Raw genomic sequence first — 17,433 nt, 5'->3', positions numbered from 1 at the left:
TAATATGAGCCGTGTAAATTAGTAAGACAATTTACACATTATTGACAAAGTTCTAAGATGGATTGGTTTTATTTATATAGGTAATAATATGTTTGGAAGTAAAATAATTGCCAGTGGTCACTACGTGCCAAAAGATGTTGTGACAAACGACGACTTGGCGAAAGTGATTGATACTTCGGACGAATGGATTGTCAGTCACACCGGAATACAGAAACGCCATGTCTCTTTGCAAGGTGAGAACACATCCGATTTAGCAACGCAGGCAGCTCAACGGGCCTTGGATGAGGCTGGCGTTTCAGCAGAAGAAGTTGATTTTATCATTGTGACCACTTTTACCCCGGATGGTCTGGCACCTTCAACGGCTGCTTTGGTGCAACGCAATTTAGGAGCAAAAAAAGCCTTTGGTTTTGATTTGTCTACTGCTTGTGCCGGCTTTGTGTTTGGCTTGACGACGGCCGATAACTTTATGAAGGCCGGACAGTATCGATATGGCTTGGTGATTGCTGCCGAAGTTAATTCGAAGATGATGGATTTTCGTGATCGAACGAGTACTGTTTTTTTTGGTGATGGTGCTGGAGCTGTTTTGTTAGCTCCGAGCGAACAGGGTGAAGTTTTGGCCACTGATTTGCACACGATAGGGGATGCAGATGTGGTTCATTCCGGTCGGATTGAACCATTAACATCTTTGAGTGCCGATAATTATCCAAAGATTGATGCCTTTTTCCAGGAAGGACGGATGGTTTATCAAGAAGTAACGACTTTGATCCCCAACCATATTGAAAAGTTTTTAGCTAATCAAGGATTAACGATAGATGATGTTGACTACGTGATTTTGCACCAAGCCAACCTACGAATGATTGAAAAAGTGGCTGAAACTTTGGGCCAACCAATGGCAAAGTTTATTACGAACGTTCAACAGTATGGTAATTCGTCTTCGGCAGGGATTGCGATGGCCTTTGACCAATTACGAGAAAGTACGGATTTAGAAAAGAAAAAGGTTTTGCTGACTGGCTTTGGAGCAGGTTTTACCTACGGATCGTTGCTCTACCAAGGTTCTTTGTAATTTAAAAGAGTTAAATGTAATACCTGTGTAACATTATAGAAAGAGACTGGCAATAACCAGTGTCTAAAATGAATATATAGATTAAGCATAAGTTAAGCACTTACTAATCAAACATAAGCAGAAAAAAATGGAGATGTCTCTCATGAAGAATACTATTACCAAAACTATTTTAGCGACGGTGGCTGGTGCAGCTGCGTTTGCAGGTGCCGGAGCAGTTGCTTCAGCCAACGATATTACTGTTAAGGCAGGGGATACCTTGTCACAAATCGCTGCCAACAACAACACGACTGTTGATGACTTGGCTGCTAAGAACAACATTCAAAACGTTAACTTGATTTTTGTTGGTGACGTTATCAAGACTGATGGAACAGCCGCAGCCGCAGCTGACAACACAACTGCTGCAACAACTGCTGCTGCTACTGCTACTGCTTCTGTAGCAACTACTCAGACACAAGCTACTACAACTACAAACACTCAGGCACAAGCTGCTACCACTACTTCATCAACTGATTACAGCACTTACTCAGCTGGTGCCAATGGTTCAGTTCAGACAATCATCAACGCTATGAACGCTAAGCGTGCAGCTGCTGGTTTGGCACCTGTATCATACGATGCTTCATTGGCTGCTCGTGCACAATCACGTGCTGAAAATGCCGTTGCAAATGGTGGTTTGCCAACTGGTCACATGCAACAAGTTGCAGGACCTGAAGTTGTTGCTATCGACTGGGCTCCAAGCCAAGTTGTTGATGCATGGTACAACGAAACTGGTATGATTGCTGCACCAGCTCACCGTAACTGGTTGATGAACGCCAGCTTCACAAAGGTTGGATTTGGCATCGTTGACGGTACTATCGTTGGTATCGCTGGCTAATCTTAATCGATTAATCTTAATTTAAACTAAAACACTTACATTAGTATGTAGGTGTTTTTTTGTTTAAGAAAAAGTTAAATATGGTTAGTAAGTAGACAAATAGCTCCATATTTTATTGATTCAACTACATTTGTGGTAAGATAAGAAAACATGAGGGCGCAGTCAGGAAGCGCGCAAATACGGCGAAAAAATGGAGTGTCGAAGTTCTTATGGCAGATCAAAATAATAATGAATTTTCACGGCAAAGACGGTTTGATGAAGTCCGTCAAACAAAGAAAAAGAAGAGTCGTGTGAAACGTTGGATTTTATATATCCTGCTTGCCATTGTGGTTGGTGTAATCGGTTGGGGTGCTTACCTCTATAGCGAATATAAAGGTTCCATTGATTCAATACAAAAATCGGCTAAAATTTCAAAGACCCGCAATGTCTCAAGTTTGATTGCCCAAGGTAAGTCATTCTCAATTTTGATTTTGGGAACTGATACTGGCGAACTTGATCGTGATCGGACTGGTTTAAGTGATTCAATGATGGTTGCTACCGTTAATCCAACGCAAAATAAGGTCACAATGGTCTCAATTCCACGTGATATTATGACGGCTATTCCTGGTGATGAGGATACCTTCCCACAGAAGTTAAATGCCGCCTATAGTTTGGATGGGGTTGGTGCTTCCATGAAGGCTGTGCAAAATTACTTGAATGTGCCAATTGATACTTATGCGCTAGTTAATATGAAGGGCTTAGAAACCTTAGTTAAGAAGGTTGGCGGTGTTTCAGTTAAATCACCACTCTCCTTCCAATATAGTCAAGCAACGGCTCATGATTATGGCCCAGATTTGTATCGCTTCCACAAAGGTTCGACTTCTTATGAAAAGTCAACGGATAACGGTGTGACTTGGTCAGCAAGTAAGACAGTAATGGATGGTGATGCTGCATTGGCCTTTTCACGGATGCGCTATGATGACCCACAAGGTGATTATGGTCGTCAACAACGCCAGCGCTTAGTATTGGAAGCAATGCTTAAGAAGGCAGTTAACATTAAGACGTTGATTGATCCAAGTTTCGTCAAGGCAATTTCAAAGAATGCTCAGACGGATTTGTCCTTTAACGACATTGTTAAAATTGCCCAGAAGTATCGTGGTGCTGTCGAAAACCAAGTTTCTGATCATTTGCAAGGTCAGGGCGTGATGTACGAAGGTGTTTCTTACCAGATGGTGCCAACCTCCGAGAAACAACGGATAACAAACCTCTTAAGGTCTCAGCTTGGTTTGAAAGCTAAGGAAACTGGTTCTCAGTTTGCTAGTGATGTGCCATCTGATCAGTTGCGTTCGGCGGCCTATGCTTTAGCACAAATTAATGAGAAATTAGTTCAATAAATCTTTGAATCAAACAGTCAGCTCGTGGCGATAAAAACGCCTCGGCTGGCTTTTTTCTTGACGATTATTCGTGTTATACTGAGTAATAATCAAACGATTGGGGTCTGATATGCAAGATAGAAAAATTGCCATTATCGACTTGGGCAGTAATTCGACGCGGTTAGTGATTGAACAATTACATTCAAATGAAAGCTACACGGAGATTTTGCGCGTAAAGGAAGATACAAGACTTTCGCAAAACATGGGGCGGAATCTGATTTTGCAAGAAGAACCAATGGCTCGGACCATTAAGGTTTTGCAGAAGTATCGGCAAAAAATTGAAGATTATCAAGTTAGTGAGGTTTACGCCATCACAACGGCGGCCGTCCGTTCTGCTAAGAATCAAGCAGAATTTTTGGAGCGGGTCAGAGACGAAGCAGAAATTAGCTTCCGAGTCTTGACTGGTCAAGAAGAGGCTCACTACGATTTTCTCGGTGTTCGAGAGGCGTTGCCGGATGTGCTCAATGGTGTCATTTTAGACACTGGTGGTGCATCTGTCGAATTAATCCCCTTTAAAAATGGCCAGGCGTTAGCTGAGGTATCGGTTCCCTTTGGCGCGGTTAACCTTTCGGAGCGCTATCATTTGGCTGACAGGATTGATGAAGCTAATATTGAACAGGCGAACACGGATATTCAGGCCGCTTATCGCCAGTTGGATTTTCTCGATGATTGTCAAAACCTACCGGTTATTCTTTTAGGTGGAGCAAATCGATCCTTAGCAAAAATGGCCGAACAAAAAGAATTGGTGTATCATCCAAAGGCCCTCCACGGTTTTATGATGCCAGCCAACCAGGTTGGCAAAATTTTTCATCAGATTGCTCAGATGTCTCGAGCTGATCGGGAACATCTTGCCGGATTAGAGAAAAATCGGGCCGATATCATCATATCGGGCCTGTTGCCGGTATTGAACTTAATTAGTGTTTTAAATGCACCCCAGGTAATCTTTTCAGAATCTGGTGTTCGCGAAGGACTAATTGAAAGCCTGTTTGAGGAAAAAGAAGAAATCGATGACTAAAAAATTTTACGAATTAACGCCAGAAGAACGACTCGACTTATTGAACTTGCCAGAAGAAATGATGGCGCGGTTCGTAAAAGACCAAGAAGTTGCACACCAGGATTTAGTTGAGAATTATTTGACTGATTTTTCCTTGCCAGAGGGAATGGTCAGGCATTTAGTTTTGGATAACCAGTTTTATCAAGTACCAATGGTCACTGAAGAGCCCTCTGTCATTGCAGCGGCGAATAACGGTGCCCGCCTGTTTAAAATGGGCGGTGGCTTTAAAAGTGCTGGTACCAGCCAGGCAATCCTGGGCGGGCAAATTCTCTTTGAAAACATTGATTTTGAGCAGCTGCAGTCTTTTGTAACGGCTAACAAATACGAAATTTTTCAAGCGGCTGAAGAGGCAAAACCAAGCCTTTATCGTCGTGGTGGTGGTTTAAGGAGCATTAACCTCCGTCATGTTAGTGGTCACCGGGCAAGTCTGGATATTCTAGTTGATACTAGCCAGTCAATGGGGGCAAATGCCGTTAATACCATCTTGGAGAGTATTCGGGCAATTTTTGCGCCCTTTGATGAACAAATTTTAGGAGCAATTTTGACCAATGCGGGTCACCAAAGCGTGGTCAGTGTTACTGGCCGTGTGCCAGTCACAGCCTTGGGAGGCATTGCTGCTGCCCAGCGAATTGTTGACTTAGCTGATTTTGCCAAGGTTGACCCGGACAGGGCTGTAACTGAAAATAAGGGCATTTTTAACGGTCTATCTGCCGTTGTTTTGGCATTGGGAAACGATTGGCGCGCGGTTGAAGCCGCAGGACATGCCTATGCTAGCCGGACAGGACAGTATCAGGCGCTCACTAACTGGCGAGTGAGCGCTGACCACGAATTTTTAGAGGGGGAGTTTTCTCTGCCATTGAATCTTGGTCTTGTTGGTGGCGCCATTGCCGGTCTGACCAAAGCACAGGATAATTTGGCCTTGTTGGGCAACCCAACATTAGATGAAATGAAAAAAATCGTTTTGTCTGTTGGCCTTAGCTCGAACCTGGCTGCCTTAAAGGCAATTGCAGGCGAAGGCATTCAAGCCGGGCACATGCGCATGCAAGCCCGTTTACTGGCCATTTCAGTTGGGGCAACGAAAGAAGAAATTGTGCCATTGGCTAAAAAATTAGCCAAGGCATCAGTAATTAACGAAGAAAATGCAAAAAAATTATTAGGAGAACTGCGTCACCATGAATCCGAAGTTAAATGAGCTCTTAGAGCAGGCCAATCAGATCTATCCTGGTACCGTGATGACCCGAGTTGGGCAGAAACAGGATGGGATGCTTCGTATTGACCGTGCCGAACAGTCTGCTTTGGCAGACCGCCTGTTGATTGAAGTACCCGACCAAACGGAAGCTGATTTTGTCCTAGGTAATGAACTTTTGCAGTTAGTTTTGACTTTGAATGGGATTACGCCACAAATTTATTTTGCTTTGACCTTTAACGATGAGGACCTTGACCAACAGTTAATCACGATTGCAACCCGTTTGCATCGGACTGTTCTGCATGCCATCACTTATCAAGAGTTAGCAAAGCAAGGCTTCTTGACCGCTGACACTGTCGGCGCTTTCCTGGCCGGTGTTCAAGATGAATTGTCGGTCGAAACAGCTAAGGTCGATGGTGAGGACCTTTTCCGCTTGCTAACAGTTTTGGACGCACAAATCTTTTTGGCGGCAGCTGATAGGGTCGGCTTGTCTCCATTGGTAGCGGACGCGCTGGCGACATTAAAAGAGGACTATCCGCGGGCGACTGTACAGGCTGAAAAATTAGCTGCGCCAATTTTGGCGGCTAATTTGAAGGATGCTCGACAAATCCGTAAGCAGATGTTGCGCTTGTTTGCGGGATTAGATGAAAGCTTGACCGAATTCGAGTTACCAACGGTTAACGCCAACCAATACGTAACTTTGACACCAGTTTTGTCGCAACGGCAGTTGGATGGACCGGTTGCCAACCTCTATGAAGTTTTCCATTCTGAAATGACTGATTTCCAAACGAAGGAAACCGCTTTTGTTGGCGTTGGTAAGCAAGACCATCAAAATACTTTTGTGGTGACACCCCCAAAGAATGAGGCTGATCGGCCGAAATTTTTTACTGAACTATACCAAACGTCTGTTAAGGAGTTGTTAACAAAATTGGCCTTGCCATATATTTTGCGTCAGTAACATTGTGATTGAAAGAGGGGAAGACAATGCTTGTTAGCCCAGCAGTTCAAGAAAACTTTGATCAAGCAAAATCGATTGTTTTTATGACCGGAGCAGGTGTTTCGACTCTTTCTGGTATTCCGGATTATCGATCAAAAAATGGTGTTTATCAAGGACTTGACCTTGCGCCGGAATATCTTTTGTCCGACCAAGCTTTTGCTGAAATTCCAGAAATTCAGTACCAGTTTATGCAGGAAAATCTTTATTTTCCAGCTGCCAAGCCAAATGTCATTCATGAAAAGATGGCAGCCTTTACTCAAGCGGGCCGTGGCCGAATTATCACTCAAAATATTGATGATTTGGATGTTGCTGCCGGCGTCAAGCAAGACCGTCTGATTCGATTTCATGGCTCACTCTACAACTTGTATGTTCCCAAAGATGGCGCCAAGGTGACATTAGCCGAATATCAAAAGAGTTTGTATCGGCTATCTGATCATGCAAAAATTAGACCGGATATTACTTTTTATGGAGAGCAACCAAAGTACATTCAAGAAGCGATTTCTTGGGTACAGCAGGCTGATTTGGTTGTGGTTGTTGGGACGTCCTTTCGCGTTTATCCCTTCGCGGGGCTTTTGGCCTACGCTAAGCCAACCGCAAAATTAATGGCGGTTAATCTAACCGCCATCCCGGTACCGGGTCAAGTTGAACAAATTGCGGGGGATGCAGGTCAGTTTTTTGAGGAACTGGTCGTCAAGACCACATCCAAATGAAAGTAAATCAGTTATTTTAAACCTTTGTCTACAAGACGGAGGTTTTTTGTTTGTAATTTATATGAAAAAAGATTAATATGTTTTTCAGGAGGAAGTTTTATGACGAATGATCAAGGCGACAACCGGCAGAATGCCGCTGTTCATGCACCAAGAACACCGAGTCAACAGAAAATACAGGCACATAATCATGGGCATGCCACACCGCAACAGCTATCGCAAAAGCCTTATATTATCGGGATTACCGTTAATCTAGTTTTTGTTTTAAGTGAATTAGTCTTTGCCAAAGTTGCTCATTCAACAGCCTTGTTTGCAGACGCTTTTCATAATCTGTCTGATGTGTTGGCACTTGTCATTGCTTGGTTAGCCGTTCTCGTGTTTGCGATCAAGGCGACTAGAAAGAAGACTTATGGTTGGCATAACGTATCGATTTTAGCTTCAATTTTTAATATGATTTTGTTGCTCTTTGCGCTTGGAACGATTTTTATCGAAGGGGTTCGTGACTTAATTGCGCCAGGACAAGTTCACACAAACGGGACAATTATCACCATTGTGGCAGCAATCGGAATTGTGGTCAATCTAGCAACAGCTCTTTTGTTTAAGGTTTCGAATACACCTGATGAACATGGTCACCAGCATGGTCAGGATTTAAATGCGAAAACGGCCTATCTACACTTGCTTTCGGATGCCGGGGTTTCGCTTGGCGTCATTGTAGCAGGTTGGTTGATTGATTTGACTGGTTGGCAGATGATTGACCCAATTGTATCGCTGATGATTGGCGTGATTATCTTGGCTTCTGCTTGGCCAGTGATGCACGAAACTGTCAATCTAGCGATTAATGCCGTACCGGAGGCGGTTGATGAGTTTGCCATCAGTCAGTATTTGGTCAGCCAAGCGGGAGTGTTGGCGATGCATGACTTGCATATCTGGCCACTTTCGACTACTGAAACGGCGTTAACAGTGCATTTATCCGTCGCTGATAATGTTTTTGATCAGGACCACGGTCAGGAATTTTTAACTCAAGTTGAGGATGATTTGAAAACAGATTTTGCTATCCAACATGTCACGATTCAGTTAGAAGCAGCCGAACATCAAGAAAATTGTAATACGATTTAAAGTCTTGCCAGTAAAAATGGCCAGCAAAAGTTAATTTCAAGGTGAAATTTAATAAAAGAGATAAAGCGCTAAGATGACTGTTGTCATGGCGTTTTTCTTTTGCAGTTTTCATGACTACTGGGCATAAAAATTAGTTTGTCCTTGACCTGAGCCCTCACCAGTGTATGATGAACGAGAACTCAGGAAGACCAATCGGGTTAACTAGCTTTCATAAGACTTCAAGCTTGTACTTGGCGGACGTTATGAAAATTATTTAGCACTTGCATCCTTTTCGGCCACAAAATTGCTGGTCTTTTTTGGCATTTTTAGTGGTACTGAAAAAATGATGATTTTCAAGACAATTTAATTCGTTTGATGACTTCCTGAGGAATCTAATTTTCCAAAGGAGAATCATGATCATGATGGTACAACAAACCACTGATAATCAGCCACATGGCGCATTGCTCACGCAAGGCGGCACTCAGAATAAAAGCCTGGCACAGGTCAACGGGACAATCGTCGTCCCGAAGTCTGGTTCATTCTGGCGCCGCCTCCTTGCATTTTCAGGGCCGGGCGCATTAATCGCTGTCGGCTATATGGACCCTGGCAATTGGGTGACATCCGTTCAGGGAGGGGCATCCTACCACTATCTCTTGATGTCGGTTGTGATGCTATCGGCTGCTATTGGTATGCTGTTACAGTATTTGGCTGGTAAACTAGGGATCGTAACCCAAGAAGACTTAGCCCAGGCAACGGCTAAAAGAACGAAGAAAGCGACACGGTATTTTCTCTGGTTGATCACGGAACTGGCCTTGATTGCAACTGATATTGCCGAAGTGGTCGGTGGGGCAATCGCCCTTAACCTGCTCTTTGGCTGGCCGCTCTTGCTGACCGTTGTCATGACGGCTTTTGATGTCATCTTATTGCTAGGGCTGATGAAGTTCGGCTTTCGTAAAATTGAAGCGATCGTCATGACCCTGATTTTAACAATTTTATTTGTTTGCCTATACTTGGTTTTCTTAGCAAAACCTGATTTGGCAGGTGTATTTGGCGGATTATTACCACAAAAAGAAGTGGTTTCAACCCGGTCAATTCATGGATTATCGAGTCCGCTGTTTTTAGCGGCCGGCATTATTGGTGCCACGGTCACACCGCACAACCTTTACTTGCATTCATCGATTGTTCAAACCCGCCAAGTTGATCAGGAAAAGCCTGCCGAAATCAAAGAGGCTATCAAGTGGATGGCTTGGGATTCAAACGTCCAGCTGACCATAGCCTTGATTGTCAATGCCTTACTCTTAATTGTTGGTGCGGCCCTTTTTTATGGCCACGCCAACCAATTGGCATCATTTAAGGGCATGTACTTGGCCTTAGAAAATCAGCAAATGGCTGGTGCGATTGCCTCACCAGTGCTCTCAACGTTGTTCGCAGTGGCGCTATTGGCATCCGGGCAAAACTCGACTATTACTGGGACTTTGGCCGGTGAAATTATTATGGAGGGTTTCTTACACTTTCAGATTCCGATGTGGTTGCGGCGCGTGATTACCCGTGGCGTCGCTTTAATACCAGTGATTGTCATTGCTGTTTTGTATGGCGGCAATGAACGTGATTTGGATGCTTTGATTACTGGTACGCAAGTTTTCCTTTCTGTTGTTCTACCATTTTCGATGGCACCGTTGCTTTATTTTACTTCCTCCAAGGAAATCATGGGACAGTTTGTGAACAAAAGAAGTGTGACCATCGTTGGCTGGATTTGCTTTATGGTTCTAACAGTGCTCAATATTTGGCTTGTTTTTGAACAAGTAGGTCAGTTTTTTGCTTAAGGAAAATGACAATGATTTCAATTTAATTTAGAATAATTCCTTTTTTTATTGTGAAAAACCAGGGAAAATCAGAAAAAGATTAAGTGAAATTTAAATCATTTATGATTCTTTAAGATTGGTATAGCGGTCTTTTGACTGAAAATGTTACAATTTGTTTGCAACATTACAAAAATATCACTTGACCTTAGAATTGTCAGGTGTAATACTTACTATAGACTTAGGAAGAAGTCATTGAGTTAAGTAGCTTTCATAAGCTTTCAACAACCAAGTTGAATGAAATCCTTTATGAAAATTATTTAGCACTTGAAAAAAATACATGGTGGATTGACCGGTCTGCCTAAATTTCAATGAGATCAGGGTGGAAGACTGCTTTTTTACTTTGGTCGTTTTTTCGAGTGAGAATTTAATTGCTTTGTCCCTAAGGAGAATTCCGAAGGAGAGATATTATGGATAATCCCGTAAAGAAGAGCCATTCCCTTATCGAACACACGGGCGATAAGAGTTTGCAAGAAGTAAACGGCACGATTGAAGTGCCAAAGGGCGCCCCTTTTTGGCGGCGCTTGCTGGCATTCTCAGGGCCTGGTGCCCTGGTTGCCGTGGGTTACATGGATCCAGGTAATTGGGTAACGTCAGTAGCCGGTGGTGCTTCTTACCACTACCTGTTGCTGTCAATTGTTTTGATTTCTTCACTGATTGCGATGCTTTTGCAATACATGGCTGGTAAGTTAGGTATTGTGAAACAAGAAGATTTGGCTCAGGCTACTGGTAACCGAACGAACAAGTTTGGCCGTTACTCACTTTGGGTGATGACGGAGTTAGCCTTGATTGCAACGGACATCGCCGAAGTTGTCGGTGGTGCCATTGCCTTGAACTTGCTCTTTGGCTGGCCACTTCTGATCACGGTGTTCTTGACGGCTCTTGATGTTATCTTGCTGTTGTTGCTGATGAAGTTCGGTTTCCGTAAGATAGAAGCGATTGTGATGACTTTGATTATGACCATCCTGGTTGTTTTCATTTATCTGACAATCTTGTCAAAGCCTGACTGGGCATCATTGTTCTATGGCTATGTGCCACAACCAAAGGTGATTTCACCTGAATCACTGAAGGGACTGCAGAGTCCTTTGATCTTGACCGCTGGTATCATTGGTGCCACGGTCATGCCACACAACTTGTACTTGCACTCATCAATTTCACAAACTCGTAAGGTTGATCATGAAAACCCTGAAGAAGTTCATGATGCTGTCAGGTTGATGACTTGGGATTCAAACATCCAATTGACGTTAGCCTTTGTGGTGAACACTTTGCTTTTGGTTGTTGGTGCCGCCTTGTTCTTCGGACATGCTCAAGAATTGGACTCATTTAAGTCCATGTATAATGCCTTGGGTGACACAAAGATTGCCGGTGCGATTGCCTCACCAATCTTGTCAACGTTGTTTGCCCTGGCCTTGTTGGCTTCCGGACAAAACTCAACAATTACTGGTACTTTGACCGGTGAAATTATCATGGAAGGTTTCTTGCACTTACGTGTGCCAATGTGGCTCCGTCGTGTCATTACCCGTGGAATCGCCTTGGTTCCGGTTTTGGCGATTACCATTATTTACGGTGGTAACGAAGCTCAGTTGGATAACCTGATTACTGCCACACAGGTCTTCTTGTCAATTGCCTTGCCATTCTCAATGGCACCATTAATCTACTTTACTTCTTCAAAGAAGATTATGGGCGAATATGCTAACCGTAAGTGGATTACTTGGACTGGTTGGATTTGTTTTGCTGTCTTGACTGCCATTAATGTTTGGTTGGTTCTTGACCAATTCTTCCCACAATATTTCGGATAAATCAGTAAAGATACCGAAGTTGTAACGATGTTCTAACATTCACTGGAGGCAAATAATGGCTGAATTAAAATTAGATGTAGAACCAAAGCAATTTAAGACAATTCTTGTTGGTGTTGATGAATCAGAGCAAGGCTACCACGCCTTGTCAAACGCAATTCACCAAGCTCGTGAAGATAATTCGCAATTAATTATTGCGACAATTTTGGAAATGGGGGACTTGTCAACGATTTCCGCTTTACACTTAGACTTCATCAAAGAAAAGCGTCAAGAATTGGAAAACAATCTGGTTAAGTACCGTGATTATGCACTTTCACAAGGATTGAAAAACGTGAAAGTTGTCTTTGACGACGGTATCAAGGCTGGTGAAATTTTAAACGATGAAATCGCACCACAGGTTGGGGCTGATTTAATCGTTGTTGGGGCTCACTCACATGAAGGCTTCTTTGAATCAATCGGTTCACAGGCTGCTTACATCGCCCGTAACGCTAAAATTTCTGTTTTGATCGTTAAGGATTAATTTTATCCAAAAACTGGTAGCCAATGGTTATCAGTTTTTTTATGTTCTATACATGAATAAAATTTCATGTTATACTGAATGGGTTAAAAATGAAAACTTATTCATATAAAAGGAGCAGTTGATGATAGCAACGTTAATGACAGGATTTTTTTCATATTTAGGAACAACATCAGATTATTTCGTGATTTTAGTTTTACTATTTGCCACTTTTCGTCAGAAGTCGCAGGTCCGGCCAATTGTTTTGGGTGCCTATCTTGGGAACGCTCTGTTAGTGGGAGTCGCTTTGTTAATTGGTGGTGTACTCAAGCAAATACCGGCCGAATGGCTTTTAGGATTTTTAGGCCTGGTGCCGATTGCGATTGGCTTGAAAAATTATTTCTCAGATGAGGAAGAAGAGGAGGGCGAGGCTTTTGTTACTAAGGTTCAAGAAACACCGCATCAACGAATTATCTTGACAGTGGTTTGGATGACGATTGCTGGCTGTGGTGCTGATAACCTTGCGCTCTATATTCCTTATTTCTTATTAGCTAATTGGTTAGTCTTACCGATTATCTTTTTAATGTTTACAGTCATTTTGACAAGTTGCATTTTCCTGGCTTACCGATTAGCAAAGGTGCAAAAAGTTCAAAATTTCTTCGAATGTTATGGTGATTTTATGCAATTACTGGTCTATGTAGTTTTGGGGATTTACATTTTATTTGATGCTGGAACGGTGACACACTTACTTTCCTTGTTATAATAGGGATATGAAAAAAGATGTCCAACATGAATTAAGTATAATTTTCAAATTGCTGGGGTCGGAAAGGCGCTTAGCAATTCTAGCCCTATTGCGCGAGAAACCTTGTTCGGTTTCTGAAATTGTGGATCAGCTCTCGATGGAGCAGTCTGCCGTTTCCCATCAGCTACAAATGCTTCGAGAGGCACAGGTTGTCACGGTGGAAAAAGTGGGACGTTCTGTCTACTATCAGCTGAATGATTCCCATATTTTAACCTTGCTCAATAATGCCGAGCATCATGTGGACCACGTTTTGCGGGAAATGAGCCACGCTGAAGCGGTGGCTGAAGAGCAAGCCGCAGCCAAGAAAAACCACAAATAAAAATGATAAAAATATATTTTTTTGTTGACAGTTTTATCTGCCGTTGATATACTAATATAGTTGTGAAATACAGCAATGCCCTTGTGGCGGAATTGGCAGACGCGCTGGACTCAAAATCCAGTGGTGGCAACACCGTGTGGGTTCGACTCCCACCGAGGGCATTCATGAGAGCAAACAGCTAACTTTGTTAGCTGTTTTTTCTTATCTAAATAGTCAAAGAAAAAGACCGCGACCATGTCATCATGGTGAGCGGTCTTTTTGTTGTGATTCGATGATAGGTCAATTAACCTGGGCATCACCAGTTTGGTAATTAATGGTAACGCCGGGTTCGACGTTAAAAATCCAGTAGTTCAGATTTAGGGTTTGACCGTTATCTTCTACTGATTTTGCCATGTAATGGACACCCTGTGGTAGGCGGTCAGTGCCGTTATAAAGTGGTGTGACCTGGCCACGAATGCTAATATTAGGGGTTGTTTTCAGGGCATTGCGAATATCATCTTCGGGGACTAACTGTCCGGGATAGGCATTTTCTACCCGGGTTCCCGTTGTCATATTCTCGGTCACCATGGTGGCCATCCCGAAGAATTGGTAGCCAACAATATGGGACTTGTTCCAAAGAGCTTGTTTGCTGCCACCAAGGTTTACCTGTGGATTTTTATGGTAGCCGCCAACCCAGGAACTTCCGGTAAAATGATCGTTGATATACCAACCAGAAGGGCGAACACTTTCGGGAATGCGGGCGGGCCGCTTAGTGACTGCATCCATGCTGGCTTTAGTAGCCACAAAGTTTGCTTGTCCGGAGCGACCGAGAGAATCAAGGGCGGATAAGGCTAAACCATTGGTTGGTCGTAATTTGTTGCCGCTTTGAGCTGGGAAAGTCTGCTGTAATTCCTGGCTGGTAAAGGTGGCTTGATTTTGGTTAATGTAGACGATGTCACCGTCGAGCGTGCCGTCCCATTTAATCTTTAAGAGGTCTTGGTCGGAATTGGTTGTGGCTGCCGGCCGCGGGGCAGTTTTTGAGCGATTGAGGCTTTGGCTCGCAGTCGTTGTGTTTGTTTTTTGGTAACCTTGGTTATGGCCGTTTTTACCTGGTAAGAACGACAAAGCCGCCACAACCAAAATTAAGGCTGTGACGGCCGAACCAAAGTGCTTGGGCCGGTTGGGCCGCTGCCTATAAGCACGTTTTTTTGTCATTAGAAAGTCATTGCTCCTAAGAATTGTTTGATCCGTGGATCGTTTGAATTGAAGAAGTCTTCAGTCTTGCCGTCATAGCCAACATGACCGTTGTCGATAAAGACAATTTTGTCGGCTACTTGCTGTGCAAAGGCCATGTTGTGGGTGACGATAATCATGGAGGTTTCTTTTTGAGCCAATTTGCGTAGAACACGAAGGACTTGGGCTTCTAACTCGGGATCCAAAGCAGAAGTGGGTTCATCTAAGAGAAGATATTGGGGTTCCATAGCTAGCGCTCTTAAAATGGCTACCCGCTGTTGTTGGCCGCCGGATAGCTGATAGGGGTAGCGATTAGCTAGCTCTTCCATATTAAACTGCTTGAGCAGGTCGTGGGCTTTTTTTAAGGCTTTTTCTTGACTGATTTTTTTAACCTTAATGGGTCCTTCAGTTAAATTTTTGAGAACAGTTAAATGAGTAAAGAGGGCTTTTTCTTGAAAGACCATCCCGAAGTGCTTTCGAACATCAAGCACCTGCACCTGGGTGAGCGTTTTGTTGAGATCCAGGTCAAGCTCATCGACAATCAACCGTCCGCTCGTTGGTCGTTCAAGCAAATTGAGCGAGTGCAAGAGAGTTGACTTTCCTGAGCCAGAAGGTCCTACAATGGCGGTCGTTTCCTCAGCCGGGAAGGTGACGGAAATGTTATCCAGGGCATTTTTATCGGGGTACTTTTTGCTTAAATTTTCAACTTTAATCATTGGGCAAACCTCGATGTGTACTTTTCTAAGTAGTGTTGGCCGATCGAAAGCAGCGACGTAAAGAGGGCATAGACCATGGCTACGAGGATATACATCGAAAGGACCTTATAGTTTGTGGCGGCAATTTGTTGAGAAAGGTAAAACATCTCGACAATCGTAATGACGGAAGCCAGTGACGTGTCTTTTAACAGGGAAATTAGCGAGTTCGACAAAGGTGGAATTGAAATGCGGGCCGCTTGTGGTAGAACAACGTAGAGATAAACCTGTGTGGTTGTCATCCCAAGAGACTCTGCTGCCTGTTTTTGAACTTCTGAGACAGATGAGATGGCTGCCCGAATCGATTCGGAAGCATAGGCCCCAGTATTCAGAGAAAAGACGGTGATGGCTGAAACCCAAGCTGATTGGAACAGAGCAATGTGTGCGTTAGGCAAACCGTAGAAAACAATGAACAATTGTACCAACATTGGCGTTGACCGGAAAAACCAGACATAGGTAGCGGCAACACCCTTTAAAATTTTCAAAGCGGCATCAGCCCACTCGTTTTGCGGTGCTTTCGCAACGCGAATCAAAGCGGTGGTGATGGCAAAGATTATTCCAAAGAAGAAGGACATGGCCGTCAACGGCAGAGTGTATTGAAAAGCCGCCACTAACAGTCTTGGCAAGTATTTAATTGCCAAATCGATAAAATCTGTCATGAAAGAGTTCCTCTTTACTTTTATTAATTAGTCGTGGCTCAAGTCCATGCCAAAGTATTTCTTAGAAAGCTTTGTCAAGGTACCGTCCTTCTTTAACTCAGAAATGGCTTTGTTCATGTCCTTTTGCAAAGCGGCATTCTTCTTGTTCATCAAAACACCGGTTGGTACCGATTGAATATCCTTTGAGATATCAACTGTGGTCAAATCAGCATCTGGATTAGCTTTCTTCCAAGCGGCAAAGGCACCTTGGTCATTCAAGGAGCCATCGGCACGGTTGGTAGTAATCAAGTTCATGGCTTCAACGATACCGGCAACGGCCTTGATGTTGGCACCTTTTTGTTGGGCAACTTGACCATAGTTTGATGTCAATGACTGGGCCATCGTCTTACCCTTGATGTCAGCCAATGAATTCAAATCAGTTTCACCAGTACGCTTGATCAAGACTGACTTTGAGTAAAGGTAAGGCTCTGACATTCGATAATTCTTTTCGCGGTCGGGACGAATGCCGATGTTGTTAATCACGGCATCATAGCGGTCTGAACCAAGACCGGCGATGAGAGAATCCCACTTTGTTTGAACAAAAGTGACCTTCATGTTTAACTTTTTACCAATGGCTTTGGCCATGTCAACTTCGTAGCCAACTAGTTTACCAGAATCATCATGGTAAGAAAATGGTGCGTAGGTTCCTTCGAGACCAACGGTTAAGGTTCCTTGTTTGATGGTCTCATCTTTTTTTGGTTGATTTAGCTGGGCAAAACCAAAGATGCCGCCGATGACCACGATCAGACCGGCCAGTAAAATCAAAACTTTCTTATTCATCTTACTTCTTCTCCTCAAAATAGGTAAAACAGTGCAAAATAAAACCGCCCCTAGTGTACACCAAGGGCGGTTTTTACGTCTGTAAATCAGATAAACCCACCCTAAAAAAGCGGTAAATAACACTTTACCACAGTCATGTTTGGGTTGTTAGTTAAGCTTTTAGCTAACATTAATCTTCTCCGATTTCTTTTTATCAGTGTAACGGGACAAGAAAAGTTTGTCAACAGAATTGAACCGATTTCACCAAAAAAGACAAAATTGGTTTACTGTAAAAAAAATCGGTTAAAAGCGATTGTTCGGCTTTTATGACTAATTTTTCCAAAATGGTTTACTG

At 43.3% G+C, this 17,433-nt stretch carries 17 protein-coding genes and 1 tRNA gene; 14 read left to right on the top strand and 4 right to left on the bottom strand.

Going from position 1 to position 17,433, the window contains the following annotated elements:
* Positions 1-88 precede the first annotated feature (88 nt).
* From ACSYSH_RS04275 to ACSYSH_RS04210, 14 genes are all read left to right on the top strand, one after another.
* Positions 89-1,063 carry a beta-ketoacyl-ACP synthase III gene (locus ACSYSH_RS04275; protein WP_252773413.1) on the top strand — a complete coding sequence of 325 codons (975 nt, stop codon included), beginning with the start codon at positions 89-91 and terminating at the stop codon, positions 1,061-1,063.
* Between the two features lie 142 nt (positions 1,064-1,205).
* The gene (locus ACSYSH_RS04270) at positions 1,206-1,934 is read left to right on the top strand and encodes a CAP domain-containing protein (protein WP_491702321.1); all 729 of its coding nucleotides are present in this window, start codon (positions 1,206-1,208) and stop codon (positions 1,932-1,934) included.
* A gap of 209 nt (positions 1,935-2,143) precedes the next feature.
* Positions 2,144-3,307 (top strand): LCP family glycopolymer transferase, encoded by a 1,164-nt coding sequence (locus ACSYSH_RS04265; protein ID WP_489816094.1) that lies wholly within the window; start codon positions 2,144-2,146, stop codon positions 3,305-3,307.
* Positions 3,308-3,416: 109 nt separating this feature from the next.
* Positions 3,417-4,361, top strand: a complete 945-nt coding sequence (locus tag ACSYSH_RS04260) for a Ppx/GppA phosphatase family protein (RefSeq protein WP_252773416.1) — start codon at positions 3,417-3,419, stop codon at positions 4,359-4,361.
* Positions 4,354-5,592 carry a hydroxymethylglutaryl-CoA reductase gene (locus ACSYSH_RS04255; protein ID WP_491702322.1) on the top strand — a complete coding sequence of 413 codons (1,239 nt, stop codon included), beginning with the start codon at positions 4,354-4,356 and terminating at the stop codon, positions 5,590-5,592. Before ACSYSH_RS04260 ends, ACSYSH_RS04255 begins: the two co-directional genes overlap by 8 nt.
* Positions 5,573-6,544 (top strand): nitrate ABC transporter ATPase, encoded by a 972-nt coding sequence (locus ACSYSH_RS04250; protein WP_491702323.1) that lies wholly within the window; start codon positions 5,573-5,575, stop codon positions 6,542-6,544. Before ACSYSH_RS04255 ends, ACSYSH_RS04250 begins: the two co-directional genes overlap by 20 nt.
* Positions 6,545-6,570: 26 nt before the next feature.
* Positions 6,571-7,293 carry an NAD-dependent protein deacylase gene (locus ACSYSH_RS04245; protein WP_489816091.1) on the top strand — a complete coding sequence of 241 codons (723 nt, stop codon included), beginning with the start codon at positions 6,571-6,573 and terminating at the stop codon, positions 7,291-7,293.
* Between the two features lie 99 nt (positions 7,294-7,392).
* A complete protein-coding gene (locus ACSYSH_RS04240) occupies positions 7,393-8,406 on the top strand; it encodes a cation diffusion facilitator family transporter (protein ID WP_491702324.1) in 1,014 nt (337 codons plus the stop codon).
* A gap of 401 nt (positions 8,407-8,807) precedes the next feature.
* Positions 8,808-10,208 (top strand): Nramp family divalent metal transporter, encoded by a 1,401-nt coding sequence (locus tag ACSYSH_RS04235; protein WP_491702648.1) that lies wholly within the window; start codon positions 8,808-8,810, stop codon positions 10,206-10,208.
* A gap of 446 nt (positions 10,209-10,654) precedes the next feature.
* Positions 10,655-12,043, top strand: coding sequence for an Nramp family divalent metal transporter (locus ACSYSH_RS04230; protein ID WP_252773422.1), 1,389 nt, complete (start codon positions 10,655-10,657; stop codon positions 12,041-12,043).
* Between the two features lie 55 nt (positions 12,044-12,098).
* Positions 12,099-12,560, top strand: a complete 462-nt coding sequence (locus ACSYSH_RS04225; RefSeq protein WP_252773423.1) for a universal stress protein — start codon at positions 12,099-12,101, stop codon at positions 12,558-12,560.
* A gap of 121 nt (positions 12,561-12,681) precedes the next feature.
* Positions 12,682-13,299, top strand: a complete 618-nt coding sequence (locus ACSYSH_RS04220; protein WP_491702325.1) for a cadmium resistance transporter — start codon at positions 12,682-12,684, stop codon at positions 13,297-13,299.
* Between the two features lie 7 nt (positions 13,300-13,306).
* A complete protein-coding gene (locus ACSYSH_RS04215; protein WP_252773425.1) occupies positions 13,307-13,657 on the top strand; it encodes an ArsR/SmtB family transcription factor in 351 nt (116 codons plus the stop codon).
* 77 nt (positions 13,658-13,734) lie between these two features.
* Positions 13,735-13,818, top strand: a tRNA-Leu gene (locus tag ACSYSH_RS04210).
* 118 nt (positions 13,819-13,936) lie between these two features.
* On the opposite strand, the gene ACSYSH_RS04205 is transcribed toward ACSYSH_RS04210, so the two are convergent.
* The 4 genes from ACSYSH_RS04205 to ACSYSH_RS04190 are packed head-to-tail and all read right to left on the bottom strand — an operon-like array spanning position 13,937 to position 17,099.
* The gene (locus tag ACSYSH_RS04205) at positions 13,937-14,851 is read right to left on the bottom strand and encodes a DNA/RNA non-specific endonuclease (RefSeq protein WP_491702326.1); all 915 of its coding nucleotides are present in this window, start codon (positions 14,849-14,851) and stop codon (positions 13,937-13,939) included.
* Positions 14,851-15,585, bottom strand: a complete 735-nt coding sequence (locus ACSYSH_RS04200; protein WP_491702327.1) for an amino acid ABC transporter ATP-binding protein — start codon at positions 15,583-15,585, stop codon at positions 14,851-14,853. The genes ACSYSH_RS04205 and ACSYSH_RS04200 overlap by 1 nt, the downstream gene beginning before the upstream one ends.
* A complete protein-coding gene (locus ACSYSH_RS04195) occupies positions 15,582-16,280 on the bottom strand; it encodes an amino acid ABC transporter permease (protein WP_252773428.1) in 699 nt (232 codons plus the stop codon). The genes ACSYSH_RS04200 and ACSYSH_RS04195 overlap by 4 nt, the downstream gene beginning before the upstream one ends.
* Before the next feature lie 27 nt (positions 16,281-16,307).
* Positions 16,308-17,099, bottom strand: coding sequence for a transporter substrate-binding domain-containing protein (locus ACSYSH_RS04190; protein ID WP_489816089.1), 792 nt, complete (start codon positions 17,097-17,099; stop codon positions 16,308-16,310).
* Between the last annotated feature and the right edge of the window lie 334 nt (positions 17,100-17,433).

It is taken from the genome of Fructobacillus sp. ESL1117, assembly GCF_058508565.1.
Note: the sequence above shows the minus strand (reverse complement) of the source record. Positions and strands in the feature narration are given on the sequence as shown.

Coding starts and splice junctions, on each gene's coding strand:
- ACSYSH_RS04200 (WP_491702327.1), bottom strand. CDS start 15,585: ATGATTAAAGTTGAAAATTTAAGCAAAAAGTACCCCGATAAAAATGCC.
- ACSYSH_RS04205 (WP_491702326.1), bottom strand. CDS start 14,851: ATGACAAAAAAACGTGCTTATAGGCAGCGGCCCAACCGGCCCAAGCAC.
- ACSYSH_RS04190 (WP_489816089.1), bottom strand. CDS start 17,099: ATGAATAAGAAAGTTTTGATTTTACTGGCCGGTCTGATCGTGGTCATC.
- ACSYSH_RS04245 (WP_489816091.1), top strand. CDS start 6,571: ATGCTTGTTAGCCCAGCAGTTCAAGAAAACTTTGATCAAGCAAAATCG.
- ACSYSH_RS04235 (WP_491702648.1), top strand. CDS start 8,808: ATGGTACAACAAACCACTGATAATCAGCCACATGGCGCATTGCTCACG.
- ACSYSH_RS04260 (WP_252773416.1), top strand. CDS start 3,417: ATGCAAGATAGAAAAATTGCCATTATCGACTTGGGCAGTAATTCGACG.
- ACSYSH_RS04230 (WP_252773422.1), top strand. CDS start 10,655: ATGGATAATCCCGTAAAGAAGAGCCATTCCCTTATCGAACACACGGGC.
- ACSYSH_RS04265 (WP_489816094.1), top strand. CDS start 2,144: ATGGCAGATCAAAATAATAATGAATTTTCACGGCAAAGACGGTTTGAT.
- ACSYSH_RS04270 (WP_491702321.1), top strand. CDS start 1,206: ATGAAGAATACTATTACCAAAACTATTTTAGCGACGGTGGCTGGTGCA.
- ACSYSH_RS04195 (WP_252773428.1), bottom strand. CDS start 16,280: ATGACAGATTTTATCGATTTGGCAATTAAATACTTGCCAAGACTGTTA.
- ACSYSH_RS04275 (WP_252773413.1), top strand. CDS start 89: ATGTTTGGAAGTAAAATAATTGCCAGTGGTCACTACGTGCCAAAAGAT.
- ACSYSH_RS04225 (WP_252773423.1), top strand. CDS start 12,099: ATGGCTGAATTAAAATTAGATGTAGAACCAAAGCAATTTAAGACAATT.
- ACSYSH_RS04255 (WP_491702322.1), top strand. CDS start 4,354: ATGACTAAAAAATTTTACGAATTAACGCCAGAAGAACGACTCGACTTA.
- ACSYSH_RS04220 (WP_491702325.1), top strand. CDS start 12,682: ATGATAGCAACGTTAATGACAGGATTTTTTTCATATTTAGGAACAACA.
- ACSYSH_RS04215 (WP_252773425.1), top strand. CDS start 13,307: ATGAAAAAAGATGTCCAACATGAATTAAGTATAATTTTCAAATTGCTG.
- ACSYSH_RS04250 (WP_491702323.1), top strand. CDS start 5,573: ATGAATCCGAAGTTAAATGAGCTCTTAGAGCAGGCCAATCAGATCTAT.
- ACSYSH_RS04240 (WP_491702324.1), top strand. CDS start 7,393: ATGACGAATGATCAAGGCGACAACCGGCAGAATGCCGCTGTTCATGCA.